The 16,807-nt window shown below is 71.4% G+C and carries 23 protein-coding genes; 7 read left to right on the top strand and 16 right to left on the bottom strand.

Features of this window, described 5'->3' with window-relative positions; genetic code table 11:
- Positions 1-3: 3 nt before the first annotated feature.
- Positions 4-915 carry a hypothetical protein gene (locus OG435_RS26630; RefSeq protein WP_266880442.1) on the bottom strand — a complete coding sequence of 304 codons (912 nt, stop codon included), beginning with the start codon at positions 913-915 and terminating at the stop codon, positions 4-6.
- Positions 916-1,143: 228 nt separating this feature from the next.
- Between OG435_RS26630 and OG435_RS26625 the strand changes: the two genes are divergently transcribed.
- Positions 1,144-1,680: a GNAT family N-acetyltransferase gene (locus OG435_RS26625; RefSeq protein WP_266880441.1), complete on the top strand. Its 537-nt coding sequence runs from the start codon at positions 1,144-1,146 to the stop codon at positions 1,678-1,680.
- 112 nt (positions 1,681-1,792) lie between these two features.
- Here the strand turns inward: OG435_RS26625 and OG435_RS26620 are convergent, their stop codons facing one another.
- Positions 1,793-2,269, bottom strand: a complete 477-nt coding sequence (locus OG435_RS26620) for a hypothetical protein (RefSeq protein ID WP_266880440.1) — start codon at positions 2,267-2,269, stop codon at positions 1,793-1,795.
- A 103-nt stretch (positions 2,270-2,372) separates the two neighbouring features.
- Here OG435_RS26620 and OG435_RS26615 point away from each other — a divergent pair, with 103 nt between their 5' ends.
- On the top strand, positions 2,373-2,873 hold the full coding sequence (locus OG435_RS26615; protein WP_266880439.1) for a hypothetical protein: 501 nt from the start codon (positions 2,373-2,375) through the stop codon (positions 2,871-2,873).
- Between the two features lie 54 nt (positions 2,874-2,927).
- Entirely contained in the window at positions 2,928-3,854 is a 927-nt protein-coding gene (locus tag OG435_RS26610) for a hypothetical protein (protein WP_266880438.1), read from the top strand.
- Positions 3,855-3,918: 64 nt separating this feature from the next.
- Here OG435_RS26610 and OG435_RS26605 read toward each other — a convergent pair whose 3' ends face one another.
- The 6 genes from OG435_RS26605 to OG435_RS26585 all read right to left on the bottom strand — a co-directional run bounded on the left by OG435_RS26605 (position 3,919) and on the right by OG435_RS26585 (position 8,802).
- Positions 3,919-5,313 carry a dicarboxylate/amino acid:cation symporter gene (locus tag OG435_RS26605; RefSeq protein WP_266880437.1) on the bottom strand — a complete coding sequence of 465 codons (1,395 nt, stop codon included), beginning with the start codon at positions 5,311-5,313 and terminating at the stop codon, positions 3,919-3,921.
- A gap of 127 nt (positions 5,314-5,440) precedes the next feature.
- Complete coding sequence (locus OG435_RS50170; RefSeq protein ID WP_323182336.1) at positions 5,441-5,548, bottom strand: putative leader peptide; 108 nt, start codon at positions 5,546-5,548, stop codon at positions 5,441-5,443.
- 192 nt (positions 5,549-5,740) lie between these two features.
- Complete coding sequence (locus tag OG435_RS26600) at positions 5,741-6,013, bottom strand: DUF4229 domain-containing protein (RefSeq protein ID WP_430625779.1); 273 nt, start codon at positions 6,011-6,013, stop codon at positions 5,741-5,743.
- A gap of 414 nt (positions 6,014-6,427) precedes the next feature.
- A complete protein-coding gene (locus OG435_RS26595; protein WP_266880435.1) occupies positions 6,428-6,952 on the bottom strand; it encodes a GNAT family N-acetyltransferase in 525 nt (174 codons plus the stop codon).
- Positions 6,953-7,103: 151 nt separating this feature from the next.
- Complete coding sequence (gene mqnE / locus OG435_RS26590) at positions 7,104-8,267, bottom strand: aminofutalosine synthase MqnE (RefSeq protein ID WP_266880434.1); 1,164 nt, start codon at positions 8,265-8,267, stop codon at positions 7,104-7,106.
- 79 nt (positions 8,268-8,346) lie between these two features.
- On the bottom strand, positions 8,347-8,802 hold the full coding sequence (locus OG435_RS26585) for an Lrp/AsnC family transcriptional regulator (RefSeq protein WP_266882113.1): 456 nt from the start codon (positions 8,800-8,802) through the stop codon (positions 8,347-8,349).
- 130 nt (positions 8,803-8,932) lie between these two features.
- On the opposite strand from OG435_RS26585, the gene OG435_RS26580 reads away from it, so the two are divergent.
- Positions 8,933-9,067, top strand: coding sequence for a hypothetical protein (locus OG435_RS26580; RefSeq protein WP_266880433.1), 135 nt, complete (start codon positions 8,933-8,935; stop codon positions 9,065-9,067).
- Here OG435_RS26580 and OG435_RS26575 read toward each other — a convergent pair.
- Positions 9,064-9,753: a UbiX family flavin prenyltransferase gene (locus OG435_RS26575; RefSeq protein WP_266880431.1), complete on the bottom strand. Its 690-nt coding sequence runs from the start codon at positions 9,751-9,753 to the stop codon at positions 9,064-9,066. The two genes, OG435_RS26580 and OG435_RS26575, sit on opposite strands and share 4 nt — an antisense overlap.
- 85 nt (positions 9,754-9,838) lie before the next feature.
- On the opposite strand from OG435_RS26575, the gene OG435_RS26570 reads away from it, so the two are divergent.
- The gene (locus tag OG435_RS26570; RefSeq protein ID WP_266880430.1) at positions 9,839-10,459 is read left to right on the top strand and encodes a rhomboid family intramembrane serine protease; all 621 of its coding nucleotides are present in this window, start codon (positions 9,839-9,841) and stop codon (positions 10,457-10,459) included.
- Here OG435_RS26570 and OG435_RS26565 read toward each other — a convergent pair.
- The 5 genes from OG435_RS26565 to OG435_RS26545 all read right to left on the bottom strand — a co-directional run bounded on the left by OG435_RS26565 (position 10,456) and on the right by OG435_RS26545 (position 14,358).
- Positions 10,456-11,040 (bottom strand): Uma2 family endonuclease, encoded by a 585-nt coding sequence (locus OG435_RS26565; RefSeq protein WP_266880428.1) that lies wholly within the window; start codon positions 11,038-11,040, stop codon positions 10,456-10,458. The genes OG435_RS26570 and OG435_RS26565 overlap by 4 nt on opposite strands.
- 78 nt (positions 11,041-11,118) lie before the next feature.
- Positions 11,119-12,042 (bottom strand): menaquinone biosynthesis prenyltransferase MqnP, encoded by a 924-nt coding sequence (mqnP, locus tag OG435_RS26560; protein ID WP_266880426.1) that lies wholly within the window; start codon positions 12,040-12,042, stop codon positions 11,119-11,121.
- Complete coding sequence (locus OG435_RS26555; protein ID WP_266880424.1) at positions 12,039-12,440, bottom strand: hypothetical protein; 402 nt, start codon at positions 12,438-12,440, stop codon at positions 12,039-12,041. Before OG435_RS26555 ends, mqnP begins: the two co-directional genes overlap by 4 nt.
- On the bottom strand, positions 12,437-12,904 hold the full coding sequence (locus tag OG435_RS26550) for a hypothetical protein (RefSeq protein ID WP_266880422.1): 468 nt from the start codon (positions 12,902-12,904) through the stop codon (positions 12,437-12,439). Before OG435_RS26550 ends, OG435_RS26555 begins: the two co-directional genes overlap by 4 nt.
- Positions 12,901-14,358: a menaquinone biosynthesis decarboxylase gene (locus tag OG435_RS26545; protein WP_266880420.1), complete on the bottom strand. Its 1,458-nt coding sequence runs from the start codon at positions 14,356-14,358 to the stop codon at positions 12,901-12,903. Before OG435_RS26545 ends, OG435_RS26550 begins: the two co-directional genes overlap by 4 nt.
- Before the next feature lie 117 nt (positions 14,359-14,475).
- Here OG435_RS26545 and OG435_RS26540 point away from each other — a divergent pair, with 117 nt between their 5' ends.
- Entirely contained in the window at positions 14,476-14,775 is a 300-nt protein-coding gene (locus OG435_RS26540) for a PLD nuclease N-terminal domain-containing protein (protein WP_266880418.1), read from the top strand.
- 51 nt (positions 14,776-14,826) lie between these two features.
- On the opposite strand, the gene OG435_RS26535 is transcribed toward OG435_RS26540, so the two are convergent.
- Positions 14,827-15,795, bottom strand: a complete 969-nt coding sequence (locus tag OG435_RS26535) for a hypothetical protein (RefSeq protein WP_266880416.1) — start codon at positions 15,793-15,795, stop codon at positions 14,827-14,829.
- A gap of 36 nt (positions 15,796-15,831) precedes the next feature.
- Positions 15,832-16,203 (bottom strand): cupin domain-containing protein, encoded by a 372-nt coding sequence (locus OG435_RS26530; RefSeq protein ID WP_266880415.1) that lies wholly within the window; start codon positions 16,201-16,203, stop codon positions 15,832-15,834.
- Positions 16,204-16,307: 104 nt separating this feature from the next.
- Here OG435_RS26530 and OG435_RS26525 point away from each other — a divergent pair, with 104 nt between their 5' ends.
- Positions 16,308-16,799, top strand: a complete 492-nt coding sequence (locus OG435_RS26525; RefSeq protein WP_266880413.1) for a MarR family winged helix-turn-helix transcriptional regulator — start codon at positions 16,308-16,310, stop codon at positions 16,797-16,799.
- The last annotated feature ends 8 nt before the right edge of the window (positions 16,800-16,807 follow it).

Raw genomic sequence — 16,807 nt, 5'->3', positions numbered from 1 at the left:
GGCTCACCACGGCCCGGGCCGCAGGGCGCGTACCCCGGGGAGCCGGATCAGGGTGTGGTCGAAGGCCCATGCGTGCGGTGCCAGCGGATACCAGGGGTACGGCGGCACGGGGTAGTCGTCGCGCAGGACGCCGTCCGGGAGCACCCCCGTCGCGGGCATCGGCGAGGTTTCGGGCGGGTGGACGAGGTACGCCCAGACCCCGCTGTCGAGCGGCACCACGGCCCCCTCGTCGCCGGGCGCGCGCCAGGGCTCGCCCGTGAGGGGGTGGCGGGGGACGAGGAGGACGTCGGGACGGGGCCGGGGCGCGGCGATCCCCGGCCCGGCCAGTCCCACGGACCGGCCGCCGGGCCCGACGGTGAGGTACCGGCGGACGGCGTGGCCGAGCAACTCGGTGAAGGGGCCGCCGGGAAGGGTCACCGGGTGGCCCTCGGTGGCCACCACGAGGTGGGCCAGCGCGACCCCGGCCGCCGCCTCCCAGCGCCGGCTCCACGACCCGTCGGCTTCGACGGGTGGGACTCGGTGCTCGGCACGCTCCAGGTCGGCCCAGCCGGGCGGCGGTCCGGCGGGGAGCCCCGAGTGGACCCGTACGACCGCGTCCGGCTCCAGCCAGACCGTCTGCCACGATCCGCAGTCGTCCACCCGGGTCGCCACGGCCCGCCCGCACCCCGCGCAGGCCAGGTTGGGGCCGGCCCGGCCGTCCACACCCCGGCAGTAGCCCTCGCACTTCTCGGGTATCAGGGCCATGGACCGGGAGTCCCCGGGGGCGATGACGACCCTGTTCCGCGCGCCGAAGGAGACGAGGTACGCCGCCGCGTACACGCCCTGCCGGGCGGCCGCTTCCTCTCCGACCTCCTCCCACGGCCGCCACGGCGGTCCGGTGGGCAGGGGGTCGACGGCGTACGTCGAGGGCTCCATCAGGGGAGGATGCAGCTCCTCCCACCCCCCGTGGTGGGTGTGGACGGGGAGGGCGACCCGGGACACCGGCGCCGTCAGCTCCGTACCGCACCCCGCGCACGCGAACACGTCCAACCAGCTCCCCCTAGGCCGTCTCTGTCTGATCTTGCCGGGCCCGCGGCACCGGAGCCATTGGATTTCGCACCGCCCGGGGGACCGGCCGCCGTCGCCCGTTGAGATACTCCGGCCATGGATACCGGGGTGATGGGGAGCGGGACGCGCTCGGACACGGCAGTGCCCGTACGGGTCACGGGCGCGGCGGCCGGCGGCGCGGACTGGGTGCTGCGGTCCGCCGTGGCGGCGGACGTGGAGGTGATCGCGGAGTTGCGGGCCCAGGTCATGCGGCCGGACCTGGAACGCCTCGGGCGCTACGACGAGCACCGGGTACGGCAGCGGCTGCGGGACGCCTTCTCACCGCAGCACACGTGGGTCGTCCTCATCGACCGCGAGATCGCGGGCTGCGTCGCGGTCCGGCCCGCCGAAGGCAGGCTGTGGCTGGAGCACTTCTACCTCGCTCCGCACCACCAGGGCCGCGGCCTCGGATCCGCCGTACTGGGCGCGGTCCTCGACCGAACGGACTCGCAGGGCATGACCGTCGGCCTGAACGTCCTGCAGGGCAGCGCCGCCCGCCGGCTCTACGAGCGTCACGGATTCCTCGTGGAAGCCGAGGACCCGGTCGACGTCTTCATGATGCGCCCGCCGGGATCGCTGCCGACCCCCTCCTGATCTTCCGCCCCGGGCGGCAGCCCCTGGAGGATCCGGCCGGATGGGGTCCTGAGGCACCGGATCCCGACGTGGTCCGCGCCCACTCGACTCCCCGGCCATCCGTACTCCCCGGCTATCCGTACGGGTTGAGCGCCCAGAAGCGGACGGTGTCGCTGCGACGGTCGAACCACAGGTGGGTGGTGCGGCCGCTGCCGTCGCGGTCGAGCTCCGGCGACCGGATCCACTGCGGATCCTTCGGCCCCTCGCCCTCGAGCGGCTTCTCGAACCACGAGGAGAAGTCATCGGGCGGCCCCTCCGGCACGAAGGCGTGGGCCGCCGTCAGCTCGTCGAGCTTCCCCGGCCCCAGCCGGCAGAAGCCCGAGATCACCAACTCCGGCGACGGCAGGTCGCGGTCGTTGTCCCGACTGCTCACCCACTGCGCACCGGTGAGCGGACCCAGCTGCGGAAACGCCTGCTCCAACGGCCCGGCGTCGGTGTGCCAGTCGCCTCCGGCCCCGCCCGCGCCCCCGTCCACCACCTGCCACAGGGCCCACCCCACGGGCAGGACCGCCAGCCCCACCGCTGCCCCGATCAACTTCCGGCGTTCCACCACAGCTCCCCCGTCCCCGATCCCCCGTCCCCGGCTTCGGGGCACCCTATCCGGCTCGCACACCTGATCCCCGGGCGAGGAGGTGGGGTGGCAGGATGACGCGATGTCCTCCTCTCTCCGTTCCCTCCGTGAACTGTGGCTGCGCGGCGTCGCCTTCAACGCGGCGGCCCCCGCCGACGTGCTGATGCGTCTGCTGGACGAAGCGGCCGGTGAGGTGGGCCTGCTGATGTGCGAGGGCCGCGACCTGCCCGGCACCGTCATCGACGCGGCCCTGCACCACCCGGTCGAGCGGATCCGCCGCGCCCTCGCCCGTAACCTGCACGTCGACCCCGCACGGCTCGCTCCCCTCGCGTCGGACCCTTCGGGACTCGTCCGCGCCGATCTCGCCGGCGGCGTCCGGCCCAAGCCCCGGCGGGTCCGGCCCCTGCCGGAGGACATCCTCGTCACCTTCCTGACCGCCGAGGAAGGAGGCGCGGACGGCAGGCTCACCGAAGACGACATCGTCGGGGAGCTCTGGTCCTCCCGCCAGGTCCCGCTGTCCTTCCCGCGGGACATGGCCGGTCACGACCACCCCGCCCTCCGTCTGTACGCCGCCCACCAGTGACAGTCGCTCACCGCCGCGCAGCGCACCGCCCTGCTCGACGACCCCGACCCCAAGGTGCGGAAGGCGGCGCGGGACGGCAACCGGCAACTGGACCCGGAGGCGGTGGAGGCCGAGCTGCCGCCCCTCGGAACACGCTACGCGTGGTCCGTACTCGGCACCTGCGCCCTGTCGCCCGCGGTCGTCGAGCGGTGCTTCGCGGCCGACGAGGTGCAGCCGCTGGCCCGGAACCGCCACACCCCGGCCGCCGCCCTCGCCCGGCTCGCCCGCCACCCCGATGCCGGGATCCGCAGGCTGGTCGCCGCCCGGCCCGACCTGGGACCGGAGGCGGTGGCGGAGCTGAGGCGGGATCCGGACGAGGACGTGCGGATGCGTGCCCGCCTCCAGCCCTCGATCCGCACCCGGGACGAATTCGCGGTGGTCGACTGGGTCCTCGGGCACTCCCTCGACTGCACCTGCCCGATCATGAAGCCGACCCCCGGGCCGTCGCCCGACTGGTACGCCACCTGCGCGGCGTCCGGGGAACCGGCGCTCCGCCGGGTCGCGGCGAGCTGGCCCGGCCTGCCCGCGGAGCTCGTCGGGACCCTGGCACGGGACGAGGACGAGGAGGTCCGGATCCGGCTGGCCTGTCACCATCCGCTGGCTCCGCCGCACCTCCTCCTGGACGTCTTCGTGACCCGTCCGGCCCACCGTCCGCACCTGCTGACCCTGCCCGCGTTCCCCCGCACCGGACTGACCCACCTCATCGGCCACCCGGACCCCGGGGTACGCGCCCTCGCCGCGGCCGACCCCGCCCTGCCCGAACCCCCGCTGGGGGACCCCGACGACGCGGTACGCCGGGCAGCCGCCGCCAACCCGGCCCTGACACCGGAGTCCCTGGAAACCCTCCTCGCCGATCTGCGCACCGCGGAGGGCGCCGCGGCCAACCCGTCCCTCCCCGTCCCCCGCATGCACGCGCTCCTCGACCACTGCCTGACGGCGTGAGCGAACACCGCAGCCCCCGCCCGGACGGGGGCGGGGGCTGCGGCGGGTGTGTGGTGGGGGGGGGTCAGGCGGTGACGAGGACCTTCGCCGGGTCGGCGTCGGCGTCCACGTCCGTGTCCGCGTCCGTGTCGACGGCCGGGGAGCGGTCCTCCAGCGGGGAGGAGGAGGCGGTGGCGTAGGCGACCTTGTCCAGGATTCCCTCGCGGGCCGCGACGATGACCGGGACCAGCGCCTGGCCGGCCACGTTGGTGGCGGTGCGCATCATGTCCAGGATCGGGTCGATCGCCATCAGCAGGCCCACGCCCTCCAGCGGGAGGCCCAGCGTGGAGAGGGTCAGGGTCAGCATGACCGTGGCGCCCGTCAGGCCGGCCGTGGCGGCGGAGCCGACGACCGAGACGAAGGCGATCAGCAGGTAGTCGGTGATGCCGAGCTGCACGTCGAAGATCTGCGCGATGAAGATCGCGGCGAGCGCCGGGTAGATCGCGGCGCAGCCGTCCATCTTGGTCGTCGCGCCGAACGGGACGGCGAAGGAGGCGTACTCCTTCGGGACGCCGAGGCGCTCGGTGACCTTCTGGGTGACCGGCATGGTGCCGACCGAGGAGCGGGAGACGAAGGCCAGCTGGATGGCCGGCCAGGCGCCCTTGAAGAACTGGAGCGGGTTGACCTTGGCGACGGTCCACAGGAGCAGCGGGTAGACGCCGAACATCACGAGCGCGGAGCCGACGTACACGTCCACCGTGAAGGTGGCGTACTTGCCGAGCAGGTCCCAGCCGTACGTGGCGATCGCGGTGCCGATCAGACCGACGGTGCCGATCGGGGCGAGGCGGATGACCCACCACAGGGCCTTCTGGAGCAGTTCCAGCACCGACTCGGCGAGGTTCAGCACCGGCTGGGCCTTGGTGCCGAGCTGGAGCGCGGCGATGCCAGCGACGGCGGCGAGGAAGACGATCTGCAGGACGTTCAGCTCGGTGAACGGCGTGATGATGTCGGTCGGCACGATGCCGGTCAGGAAGTCCAGCCAGGACCCTTCGCGCTTCGGCAGCTTGCCGTCCTGCGGGGTGAGGCCGGTGCCGGAGCCCGGGTTGGTGAGCAGGCCGATGGCGAGGCCGATGGCCACCGCGATCAGCGAGGTGATCATGAACCAGAGCAGCGTGCGCGAGGCGAGCCGCGCGGCGTTGTTCACCTTCCGGAGGTTGGTGATCGACACCAGGATGGCGAAGAAGACGAGCGGGGCGACGGCCAGCTTCAGGAGCTGGACGAATATGTCGCCCACCTGCTCCAGGGTCGTACCGAGCCAGCTGATCTCCTGGCTGCGGGAGACCCAGCCGAGCAGAACGCCGAGCACGAGGCCCGTGACGATCTGGGCCCAGAAGGGGAACGTGAAGGAGGACTTCTTCGCCGGGGCGCCCTCTACGGGGGCCTCGGCGGCAGGGGTCTGCGGTGACGCGGACACGGACACTCTCCGGGTGGTTCTGCGGTTTCTGCGGTGGGGTGGTGGTGCGGTGCGGCAGCACCCGGAAAAGCCAAGAGCCGGGCGGGCGGGACCGCTGCTGTGCCAGAGCTGGTCGCGGAACTGGTCGCGGGATTCAGCGACAACAGCAACAGGCCGCGGACGCGCGGCGGCAGAGGTCGACGTGCAGGCGCGCCACGAGCGGAACGCTCGGGGTCATCTGGTGCGCGGCTGTCGTCAACATGTTGAGCACGCTAACACTTCACCTTTGGGAATCCCAAAGGGTTCCTTTGGGTCAACTGGGCCGCCGCGGGCCGCACATCCCGGCGACCCCCCGAAAGAACACCGAAAAACACCGAAAGCCCCGGCGTCACGGGCGGCGAGCCCGGTGCCGAGGCATTTCGGTGTGTGATGAAGCTAACTGGTCCGTGCCGTACTAGCGGGCGCGCGCGGCCTCGTCGACCGCGTCGTCCTCCTGGCTGCGGTTCGCGGCGAGCTTGTCCTTCGCGCCCGCGACGCGCCCGGCGATGACCGCGGACATCTCGTCGCGCTGCTTGCGCAGCAGCACGAAGGAGAGCGGAGCGGAGAGCACGAGGGCGAGCAGCACGACCCAGGCGGGGTTGGCGTCACCGAGCCCGGAGGGCACCCAGCCCAGCCGGACCAGACCGGCGACGAGGACGAGGCATCCGACGAAGATCCCCAGGCGCATCGCGGTGTAACGGATCGTCGCGCTCGGCTTGAGGGACACGGTGACCCCTTCTCTCTCGTCGTCCTACGGCTGTACGTGCCCGTCCAGTGAAGCACGCCGGGACGGCGGACAAGGGCGCCGGGGTCACCCGGCCCGGCGCCCCGGACCCGCGCCGTCAGGAGATGCGGACGTTCGTCCAGTTCGTGGCCTTGCCGACCCGCGTCCGGTTCTCGAAGCCGCCCTTGCCGTTGCCCTTGTTCAGCCAGGCACGGCCTTCCTCGCCCAGGAAGATCAGGTCGGCCTTACCGTCCCGGACAGGTCGAGCCCGCCGACCACGTCCTTGTAGGTGGTGCCCCAGTCCTTGAGCGCATAGCAGCCAGGATCGTCCGGGTACGGTGCATCCCCCGCGCCCCCACACCCGCGGGATCCCGCAGGTCAGCGCAGCGGCAGGAGCATCGTGATGTCGTCGCGGTCGTCGCCCGGGGCCACGCGGACGGCGCCGGGGACGCGGCCGACCTCCTTGTACCCGCAGGACTCGTAGAAGCGTTCCAGGCCCATCCCGCCCCGGCAGCCGAGGCGGATCGCCTCGATGCCCTCCATCGTGCGGGCGGCGTCCGCGACGGCCTCCATCAGCGCGCGGCCGGCGCCGTGGCCCTGGAGGGCAGGGTCGACCATGACGGTGTAGACCCAGACCCAGTGCGCGTCGAGCTGCTGCCGGTTGAGCGCGATGACGGCGGTGGCGCGCACCCGCCCGGCGGCGTCCCGCCCGACGAGCAGCCGGCTGCGGCCCTCGGAGGCCGCGGCGAGGTGCCCGTCCAGTTCGGGGCGGATGTCCTCGACGGTGACGGGCGGCACGAAGCCCACCGCGCCGCCGGCGTTGGACACGTCGGTCCAGAGCGCGGCGAACTCCCCGACCAGGGCGGGGTCGACGACCGGGTCGAAGATGAAAGTAAGGGTCATAGATCAAGTTTAGCTATTACTAGGCGTGGTGCGCAAAAGGCCCCGGCCCCCAACAGGGGGACCGGGGCCCAGGGCCCACAGGGACCCACAAGACGTCAGGCGTCAGCCGTCAGGCGTCAGCCGTCAGCCGTCAGCCGTCAGCCGTCAGCCGTCAGAGCCGCATAGCCTGCGGCGTCTCGCGGAGTTCCGCGTCCGCGCCGGGGTACTCGCGGATGATCTCGTAGCGCGTGTTGCGCTCGACCGGGCGGAAGCCCGCCTCGCGGATCAGTTCCAGCAGGTCCTCGCGGCCCAGCTTGTTCGGGGTGCCGTAGTTGTCCGCGTCGTGCGTGATCTTGTACTCGACGACCGAGCCGTCCATGTCGTCCGCGCCGTGCTGGAGGGCCAGCTGGGCGGTCTGCACGCCGTGCATCACCCAGAAGACCTTCACGTGCGGGACGTTGTCGAAGAGCAGGCGGGAGACCGCGAAGGTCTTCAGCGCCTCGGCGCCCGTCGCCATCGTCGTACGCGCCTGGAGCTTGTTGCGTACCTTGCCGTCCTTCATGTCCACGAAGTCGTGCTGGTAGCGCAGCGGGATGAAGACCTGGAAACCGCCGGTCTCGTCCTGCAGTTCGCGCAGCCGCAGTACGTGGTCCACGCGGTGGCGCGGCTCCTCGATGTGCCCGTAGAGCATCGTCGCCGGGGTCTTGAGGCCCTTGGAGTGCGCCAGGCGGTGGATGCGCGACCAGTCTTCCCAGTGGGTGTTGTGGTCGACGATGTGCTGGCGGACCTCCCAGTCGAAGATCTCGGCGCCGCCGCCGGTGAGCGATTCCAGGCCCGCCTCGATCAGCTCGTCCAGGATGTCGGAGGCCGACATGCCGGAGATCGTCTCGAAGTGGTGGATCTCGGTCGCCGTGAACGCCTTCAGCGAGACGTTCGGCAGCGCCTCCTTCAGCGCGGAGAGGGAGCGCGGGTAGTACCGCCACGGCAGGCTGGGGTGCAGGCCGTTGACGATGTGCAGCTCGGTGAGGTTCTCGTTCTCCATGGTCTTGGCCAGGCGGACGGCTTCCTCGATGCGCATCGTGTACGCGTCCTTCTCGCCCGGCTTGCGCTGGAACGAGCAGTACGCGCACGAGGCCGTGCACACGTTCGTCATGTTGAGGTGACGGTTGACGTTGAAGTGGACGACGTCGCCGTTCTTCCGCGTGCGCACCTCGTGGGCGAGGCCGCCGAGCCAGGCCAGGTCGTCCGACTCGTAGAGGGCGATGCCGTCCTCACGGGTCAGCCGCTCGCCGGAGCGAACCTTGTCCTCCAGCTCACGCTTGAGCCCAGCGTCCATGCCGGTCCTCTCCATCTGTCCTCGAATCCGCGCGGTACGTGTGCCCCACAACCGCGCCCCAACCGTACTCTCAGCGCCCTCAGACCTCTTCCGGCAGGCCCCCGACCCGGTTCTCCCACTTGGTGGAGAGCACGATCGTCGTACGCGTGCGCGAGACGCCCTTGGTGCTGGAGAGCTTGCGGATGATCCGCTCCAGCCCGTCCACGTCACCGGCCCGGACCTTGAGCATGTACGAGTCGTCGCCGGCGATGAACCAGCAGTCCTCGATCTCGGAGAGGTCGCGCAGCCGGCGGGCCACGTCCTCGTGGTCCGCGGCGTCGGAGAGCGAGATGCCGATCAGCGCCGTGACGCCGAGGCCGAGCGAGGCCGCGTCCACGGTCGCGCGGTAGCCGGTGATGACTCCGGCCGTCTCCAGCCGGTTGATCCGGTCGGTGACGCTGGGGCCGGAGAGGCCCACGAGCCGGCCCAACTCGGCGTACGAGGCACGTCCGTTCTCACGAAGTGCCTGGATGAGCTGCTTGTCCACCGCGTCCATGTACCTGGAACCTTCCATTATTCGGCATTCCCTCAAGTTTACGTATAGAATCAAAGGCGCACAGGGTCGACACCCTGTGAATCTTTCAACAGATCAACGACGATCTGACAATTTTCAGGAGTGGTTCACCGTGTACACGATCGAGATGGCCTACGCGCACATGCGACAGCTCCAGGAGCTGGCCAACCGATCCCGCACCGACCAGCCCGCCGCCGCACACCGCGTCGACAAGACCCGCAAGCCGAGGCGCGCCAAGAAGGGCTAAGCGCCACCGCTCGCCTCCCCGGGAGGACGGGAGCCCCCGAGCTCCCCTTCCCACCGGCGGTACAGCCCGTGCGGCACACCTGCCGCGTCGAGCACCCGCCCCGCGACGAAGTCCACCAGATCCTGGATGTGCGTCGCACCCGCGTAGAACGCCGGAGAGGCGGGCAGCACCACTGCGCCCGCCTCGTCCAGGCTCACCAGATGCTTCAGCGTCTGCCCGCTCAGCGGGGTCTCCCGTACCGTCACCACCAGCCGGCGCCGCTCCTTGAGCGTCACGCTCGCGACCCGCTGGAGCAGGTCCTTCGACAGCCCGAGCGCCACCCCGGCCACGCAGGCCGTGGACGCGGGCACGATCAGCATCCCCTTGACCGGGTACGAGCCGCTGCTCGGACCGGCCGCCAGGTCCCCCGCCGCCCAGTGGCGTACGCCGTCCAGGTCCGGACGCGCGAAGGTTCCGGGCTTGCCGTCGGCGCCCCGCTCCAGCCACTCCCCCAGGTCGCCCCGCCAGTGCGCGTCGCGGAAGGCGATCCCGGTCTCGTCCAGCAGGGTCAGCCTGGACGCCCGGCTCACCACCAGGTCCACGCTCTCGCCCGCCGCCAGCAGCCCGCGGATCACGGCAGCCGCGTACGGCGTCCCGGACGCCCCGGAAACCCCGACCACCCACGGGGTGCGCTTGCCCTCAGTCATACCTCCGAGACTATCCGGCCACCGACGGGGGGCACTGGCTAAGGTGTCCGCACGTTCAAGGGGTGGACACGGCGGAGGGGTCGTCATGAGCGCAGGCAGTACACACCCGGGCGGTACGGGCTCCTTCGCCCGGAGCCTGACCGGCCGGGCCGCGGCCGCCGCCAAGCTGATGCTGGGCTGGGTGGCGCTGCTCTGGCTGATCGAGGCCGTCGATTACGCCACCGGCCACGCGCTGGACTCCTACGGGATCACCGCGCGGGAGGCCGACGGCCTGAGCGGGATACCCCTGGCACCCTTCCTGCACTTCGGCTTCGACCACGTGGCCTCCAACAGCGTCCCGCTGCTGGTCCTCGGCTTCGTCACCGCGCTGAGCGGCATCGGCCGCTTCCTGGCCGTCTGCGCGGCCATCGTCCTGGCCGACGGCTTCGCCGTCTGGCTGATCTCCCCGCCCCACAGCATCACGGCGGGCGCCTCGGGCCTGATCTTCGGCCTCTTCGGCTACCTGCTGGTCCGCGGCTTCGTGGAACGCAGCCCCCTGGGCGTCGCGGTCGCCGTCGTCATCGCCGCCGTCTGGGGCACGACCTTCCTGGCCGGAGCCCTCCCCACGGACTCGATGGTCAGCTGGCAGGCCCACCTCTTCGGCCTCCTGGCCGGCGCGGCGGTGGCCGCGGTGGCCCGGCCCCGGCCGGAGGTGGCGGCGGTCTAGGCGGTGGCGCCGGGGTCGACGGGGAAGTCGGCGGTATCAATCATCAGCTTGCCGATTCCGGCCTGGACGATGATCGTCCCGCCGTACGGGAAGGTGTCCCGGCCCCGGTATCCCTCGGGCCCGGGGTTCCAGAGCTTCACGCATTCCGCTCGGAACGGGTCGAAGATCAGGTAGTGAGGGATACCGGCGCGCGCGTAGGCCCGGTTCTTGACCTCGTAGTCGTTGCGGATGCTGCTCGGTGAGACCACCTCGACGGCCAGCTCGATCAGGTCCGGCGGGTAGGCGGTGAGGTTCTTGCGCCACTCTGCCTTCGGGATCACCGCGAGGTCCGGGCCGAACTCGTTGTCGCCGTCCATGGGCACCGCCACATCGCTGATGAGCGCCCAATCCGCCGGCAGCTGGGGCTTGAGATTGTCCCGTACGTCCCAGATCGTCTCGTTGTGATACGGCCTGACCGGACTCATCATGATGTTGCCCTCGACAATCTCCGTCCGGTACCCGGGGAACATGTCCTCGAACCGGCTGAGCTGTGAGTGCAGGCGCTCGGTCTCCGAGACGCTCACGTCGGCCTCCCTGTCCATGCACTCGATGGTATGCCGCACGCCAGCCACCCGGGCAGGCTGCGAACGGCCGGTTCAGGCAGGGCACACACGATCGAGCTACAGCGACAGCCCCCGGACCACCAGGTCCGCCAGCGCGCACACGAACAGGGCCATGCCGATGAAGCCGTTCACCGTGAAGAAGGCGCGGTTCAGGCGGGACAGGTCGTGCGGGGTCACGATGGTGTGCTCGTAGAGGAAGGCGCCGACCACGATCAGCAGGCCGGCCCAGAACGGCCAGCCCGCGTCCGTCGCCACCGCGTACCAGGCCAGCAGGGCCGTGGTCACGACGTGCGCGCCGCGCGCGCCCCACAGGGCGGCCGGGATGCCGAAGCGGGCCGGGACGGACTTGACGCCCTCCGCGCGGTCCGCGGCCACGTCCTGGCAGGCGAAGATCAGGTCGAAGCCGCCGATCCACACGCCCACCGCGAGGCCGAGGATCACCGCGTCCCAGGACCATTCGCCGGTGATCGCGATCCAGGCCCCGACCGGGCCCATCGCCTGGGCGATGCCGAGGATGGCGTGCGGGAAGTTCGTGAACCGCTTCCCGTACGGGTACACCACCATCGGCACGACGGCGATCGGCGCCAGCATCAGGCAGAGCGGGTTCAGCAGCGCCGCCGAGCCGAGGAAGACGGCCAGGGCGATCCCGGCGCCGGTCCACGCGGAGCGGACCGAGACGGCGCCCGTCACCAGCTCGCGCCCGGCGGTCCGCGGGTTCCGCGCGTCGATCTCCCGGTCGATGATCCGGTTCGCGGCCATCGCGAAGGTGCGCAGACCCACCATGCAGACGGTGACGAGCAGCAGCTTCGTCCAGTGCATCCGCTCGTCGAGCGTGTACATGGCGGTGAGCGCGGCGATGTAGGCGAAGGGCAGCGCGAAGACCGAGTGCTCGATCATCACGAGCCGCAGGAAGGCCTTCACCTTGCCGTTGGCCTGCGGCGCGGGACCGGACCCGAGGACGCCCTCAGCTGCGGATGTCATACGAGGTCCCTCCGGAACTCTTCGAGGTCGGCCCGCAGCCCGTCGAGCGGGACCGGCCCTATCTCCATGTCGAGGTAATTGGTCGTGTCGTGGCCGACCGGGGTGAGCCGGGCGACGAACGCGATGTCTCCGTCGCCCACCGGTATCACCGCCAACCGCAAGGGGTTGGCACGGCTCTCGCTGACCTCGGCCTGGAAGGCCGCGTACCCGGCGGCACCCGTGCGGACCAGCAGGCGCTCCGCGAACGCGGCGACCTCCTCGGCCTCCACGTGCGCCTCGAAGTCCGCGGTGAACTCGCCGCCCCAGTCGGCGGTGACGCGCCAGCCGTCGGCCGCCCGCTCGGGGGCGGTCAGAGCGACCCAGACCTCGTCACTGCCGATCCGAAGTCTCGGGCTCACGCCAGGCTCCGGCGGAAGTCTTCGAGGTCGGCCAGCAGGTCCGCCGTGGGGAGCGTGCCGAGCTCCAGGGTCCACGGGCCCGCGTCGTGGCCCTCGGGCGGGTTGACGTGGGCGGTCAGCCGCCAGGTGGTGGGAGACGGGCTCGCCTCCAGGCGGAGGAAGTTCCCGGCCTCCGCGCTGAACGGCTCGCCCGCGACCAGGGCGCGCTGGAGCTGCTCCGCGAAGTCGTCCGCCTCGATGTCCCGCGCGCCGGGCAGCTCGAAGCCGTCGCCCTCGCCGTCCTCGTCGAGCATCAGCGCCCAGACGTTGCCGGGGCCCGCGAACTCCTCGGGCGAGACGCCCGCCTGCCCGGCGGCCTCGCGGACGCCGGGGTCCGACGGGTCGAGTTCCGGGCGGACCAGGGCCACGTAGACCGTGTCGGTCCCGATGAAGAGGGCGGGGCCGCCCGTCTCGATGTCGCTCACAGGCCGTACTCCTTCCAGCGGCTGTCCACCAGTGCGGCGGTAGCCGGGTCGGACTCGACCATGTCAGGCCAGCCGCCGTCCCGGGTGTAACCCTCCGTCGGCAGCTTCTTCGTGGCGTCGATGCCCGCCTTGCCTCCCCAGAACTGCTGGTAGGAGGCGTGGTCCAGATGGTCCACCGGACCCTCCACGACGGTGAGGTCGCGGGAGTAGTCCGTATTGCCGAGCGCCCGCCAGGAGACCTCGTGGAGGTCGTGGACGTCGCAGTCCTTGTCCACCACGATGATCAGCTTGGTCAGCGACATCATGTGCGCGCCCCAGATGGCGTGCATGACCTTCTGCGCGTGCTTCGGGTACTTCTTGTCGATCGAGACGATCGCGCAGTTGTGGAAGCCGCCCGACTCGGGGAGGTGGTAGTCCACGATGTCCGGGACGATGATCTTCAGCAAAGGGAGGAAGAAGCGTTCCGTCGCGCGGCCCAGCGGGCCGTCCTCCGTCGGCGGCCGGCCGACGACGATCGACTGGATCAGCGGACGCTTGCGCATCGTCACGCAGTCGATCGTCAGCGCGGGGAACGGCTCCTGCGGGGTGTAGAAGCCCGTGTGGTCGCCGAAGGGGCCCTCGGGGAGGGTCTCCCCGGGCTCCAGCCAGCCCTCGATGACCACCTCGGCGTGGGCCGGGACCTGGAGCGGGACCGTCTTGCAGTCCACCATCTCGATCCGCTTGCCCGCCACGAACCCGGCGAACAGGTACTCGTCGATGTCACCGGGCAGCGGCGCCGTCGACGCGTACGTCACGGCCGGCGGGCAGCCGAAGGCGATCGCGACCGGCAGCCGCTCGCCGCGCGCCGCGGCCACCGCGTAGTGGTTGCGGCTGTCCTTGTGGATCTGCCAGTGCATGCCGATGGTGCGCTTGTCGTGGCGCTGGAGGCGGTACAGGCCGAGGTTGCGGACACCCGTCTCCGGGTGCTTGGTGTGCGTCAGGCCGAGGTTGAAGAAGGACCCGCCGTCCTTGGGCCACGTGAAGAGGGCCGGCAGCTGGTCCAGGTCCACGTCGTCACCGGTGAGGACGACCTCCTGGACGGGCGCGGACTCGCCCTTCACCTTCTTCGGCGGCACGTGCACCATCGAGCCGAGCTTGCCGAAGGCCTCGCGGACGCCGATGAAGCCCTGGGGCAGCTCGGGCTTGAGCAGGCCGCCGATCTTCTCGCTGATCTCGGCGTACGACTTCAGCCCGAGGGCCTTCAGCAGGCGCCGGTCGGTCCCGAAGACGTTCATGGCCAGCGGCATCGCCGAGCCCTTGACGTTCTCGAAGAGCAGCGCGGGCCCGCCGGCCTTGTTCACTCTGTCGACGATCTCCCCGACCTCTAGGTACGGGTCCACTTCGGCCTTGATGCGCTTGAGGTCGCCCTCCCGCTCGAGGGCCCGGAGCAGCGAGCGGAGATCGTCGTAAGCCATGACGGCAATTGTGGCATCCCCTCCCAGAGCCCGAACCGCGGCGGGGCCTCTACCCTGGAAGAGTCCACGGCGGACCTGCCCGGTCCGCGCCGTTCTTCTGGGGGTCGGTCCCACACCGTGCTGCGCTATCTGCCGTTCCTGCTGATCATCGCGCTGACCATCTACACCTTCATCGACTGCCTGAACACGCCCGAGGAAGAGGTCAAGCACCTTCCGAAGGTCGTCTGGGTCCTGATCATCCTGCTCTTCTCGATCGTCGGTCCGGTGGTGTGGCTCTTCGCGGGCAAGAAGCGGGTGCCCGGCGGCGCCGCCCGGCCGCGCCAGGGCCGCCGCACGTGGGTGGCGCCCGACGACAACCCCGAGTTCCTGAAGTCCCTGCGCGAGGAGCGGGACGAGAAGGAGAAGGACAAGGAGTAGGAGTAGGAGTAGGCCCGGATCCTGCGGGGTGGGGGCCTAAGGGCCGGGGGCCTACGGGGTCAGCGCGCCGACCAGCCACGGCATGTGGCGCCGCTCGACGGCGATGAGCACTTCCTCCTCGCCGTCGCGGCACTGGGCGACGTGGTAGACCTCGCGCTCCGCTCCCCGCACCTCGTGGCCCGGGTCCGTGGCGTACTGGTGGCGGACCCGCTCCAGCACCAGGCCTGGCGGCAGCGGCGTGCCGCGCAGCCTGCCGCTCGGGTCGTTCGTGAACTCCAGGACCCCGGGTCCCGCGACGATGTGCGTGTGGCGCCGGGTCCCGGCCGGCCCGCCGGTGTCACCGAGCAGGTGACCGGGGAAGATCCGCACCTTCTCGTCCGCGCACGGCACCACCTCGATCTGGTCGGAATTCCGGGCCGCACGCAGACAGCAGACGGCCGCGACCGCCGTCACGACGGCCGCGGCGATCCCGGTCCAGCGCAGCGACTCCCGCACGCCGTCGAAGAGCAGGGCGCAGGGCACGGCGAAGGCCGCGAGGGCCATCAGGCCGCCGACCGGCATCCAGACCTGCCAGGGGCTGCGGCGACGGGAGTACGAGGACAGCCGGGCGTACCAGATCCCGCCCCACGCCAGGGCGGCGCCGGCGGGGAGCAGACCCAGGGGCCAGGCCAGCGGGGTCCGGTGGGCGGTGTGCGGGTCGTGGTCGGTGAGGAGGGACGTGGGCCGGGGCCCCTCGCCGGTGGGCGCCTCGCCGGTGGACGATCCGGCGGGCGATCCGGTGGGCGATCCGGCGGCGGCCGATCCGGCGGTGGCGGTGGCCGACCCGGCGGTGCGGCGGTCGTGGTCGACGTACCGGATCCGGCCCCGCCAGCTGACCAGCAGCAGCGCGGTGCCGGGTGGCGTGTACCGGGCATCGGCACGGGTGGACAGCCGGATGTGCTCCCGGGATCCGTCCGCCCGTACGACCACCAGACAGTGGACCGGGTTCCGGTTGCCCTCCGTGCGGATCCGTTCCAGCACCGCGGGGGCCGCGCTCAGGCAGTCGCCCGCCCGGGCTCACACCGCCCAGGGCAGGGGGCGGGTGCCCTCGGTGCCGGGCACGGAGACGAGGCCGTCGGAGCGCATGGCGACGTACACCTCGGTGTCCGCCAGGGCGTGGACGTGGCGGACGACGTCCGGGGGCAGTACCACCGCTTCGCCCGCGGCGACCTTCTCGGTGCGGCCTCCGCAGGTGACGTCCAGGGCGCCGGCGGTGACCGTCCAGACCTGCTCGCGGCTGACGGAGTGCTCGGGGCCGGTGGTTCCGGCGGGGATGGCCGCGTGCCAGGTGCTCAGCTCGGCGCTGCCCCGGCCGGGGGAGGCGAAGCCGGTCATGGTCGCGTTCGGGGTGGTGATGACGTGGTCGGGGGACGGGGTGATGACGCGCAAGGCGGGACCCTTCGCTTTCTCTGGCACGGGAGACGAGTGAGTGAGTCAAGCTGCTTTACTCATGCGAGTAAAGCAGCTTGACTCACCTGTGTCACCATGTTTCCGTGACCCATCGAGAAGACGCCGCACCGGACAACGCCGCACCCGACATCGAGCTGGCCTTCCTCCTCGGACTCGGCTTCCAGCTCCTGCTCGGCGAGTTCACCCGCCGCCTCGAAGAGGACGGCTACGCCGACGGCCTGCGCCCCCTGCACGGCATGGCCTTCCAGGCCCTGGGGCCCTCCGGCGCCACCGCGACCGAGCTCGCCGAGCGGCTCGGGGTCACCAAGCAGGCCGCCGGCCAGCTCGTCGACGACCTGGAGCGGCGCGGCTACCTGCGCCGCACCCCGCACCCCGAGGGCGGCCGCCGCAAGCTCGTGGTCCTGACCGAGGCCGCGACCGCCCACCTGGGGGCCGCCGGCCGCGTCCTGCACGAGCTGGAGGCCGAGCTCGGCCGCGGCAGCGTCGACCTCCCCGCCCTGCGCACCGACCTGGGCCGCCTGGTCCGGACCCTGAACGGGGACGGCCCCCTCCCGCCGCTGCGCCCCGTCTGGTGACGGAAACG

It is taken from the genome of Streptomyces sp. NBC_01264 (assembly GCF_026340675.1).
GTDB lineage: Bacteria > Actinomycetota > Actinomycetes > Streptomycetales > Streptomycetaceae > Streptomyces.
This window is presented reverse-complemented; position numbering and strand designations above follow the sequence as displayed.

Coding starts and splice junctions, on each gene's coding strand:
- OG435_RS26615 (WP_266880439.1), top strand. CDS start 2,373: ATGTCCTCCTCTCTCCGTTCCCTCCGTGAACTGTGGCTGCGCGGCGTC.
- OG435_RS26545 (WP_266880420.1), bottom strand. CDS start 14,358: ATGGCTTACGACGATCTCCGCTCGCTGCTCCGGGCCCTCGAGCGGGAG.
- OG435_RS26565 (WP_266880428.1), bottom strand. CDS start 11,040: ATGGACAGGGAGGCCGACGTGAGCGTCTCGGAGACCGAGCGCCTGCAC.
- OG435_RS26570 (WP_266880430.1), top strand. CDS start 9,839: ATGAGCGCAGGCAGTACACACCCGGGCGGTACGGGCTCCTTCGCCCGG.
- mqnE (WP_266880434.1), bottom strand. CDS start 8,267: ATGGACGCTGGGCTCAAGCGTGAGCTGGAGGACAAGGTTCGCTCCGGC.
- OG435_RS50170 (WP_323182336.1), bottom strand. CDS start 5,548: ATGTTGACGACAGCCGCGCACCAGATGACCCCGAGCGTTCCGCTCGTG.
- OG435_RS26585 (WP_266882113.1), bottom strand. CDS start 8,802: ATGGACGCGGTGGACAAGCAGCTCATCCAGGCACTTCGTGAGAACGGA.
- mqnP (WP_266880426.1), bottom strand. CDS start 12,042: ATGACATCCGCAGCTGAGGGCGTCCTCGGGTCCGGTCCCGCGCCGCAG.
- OG435_RS26600 (WP_430625779.1), bottom strand. CDS start 6,013: ATGCGCCTGGGGATCTTCGTCGGATGCCTCGTCCTCGTCGCCGGTCTG.
- OG435_RS26630 (WP_266880442.1), bottom strand. CDS start 915: ATGGAGCCCTCGACGTACGCCGTCGACCCCCTGCCCACCGGACCGCCG.
- OG435_RS26575 (WP_266880431.1), bottom strand. CDS start 9,753: ATGACTGAGGGCAAGCGCACCCCGTGGGTGGTCGGGGTTTCCGGGGCG.
- OG435_RS26625 (WP_266880441.1), top strand. CDS start 1,144: ATGGATACCGGGGTGATGGGGAGCGGGACGCGCTCGGACACGGCAGTG.
- OG435_RS26595 (WP_266880435.1), bottom strand. CDS start 6,952: ATGACCCTTACTTTCATCTTCGACCCGGTCGTCGACCCCGCCCTGGTC.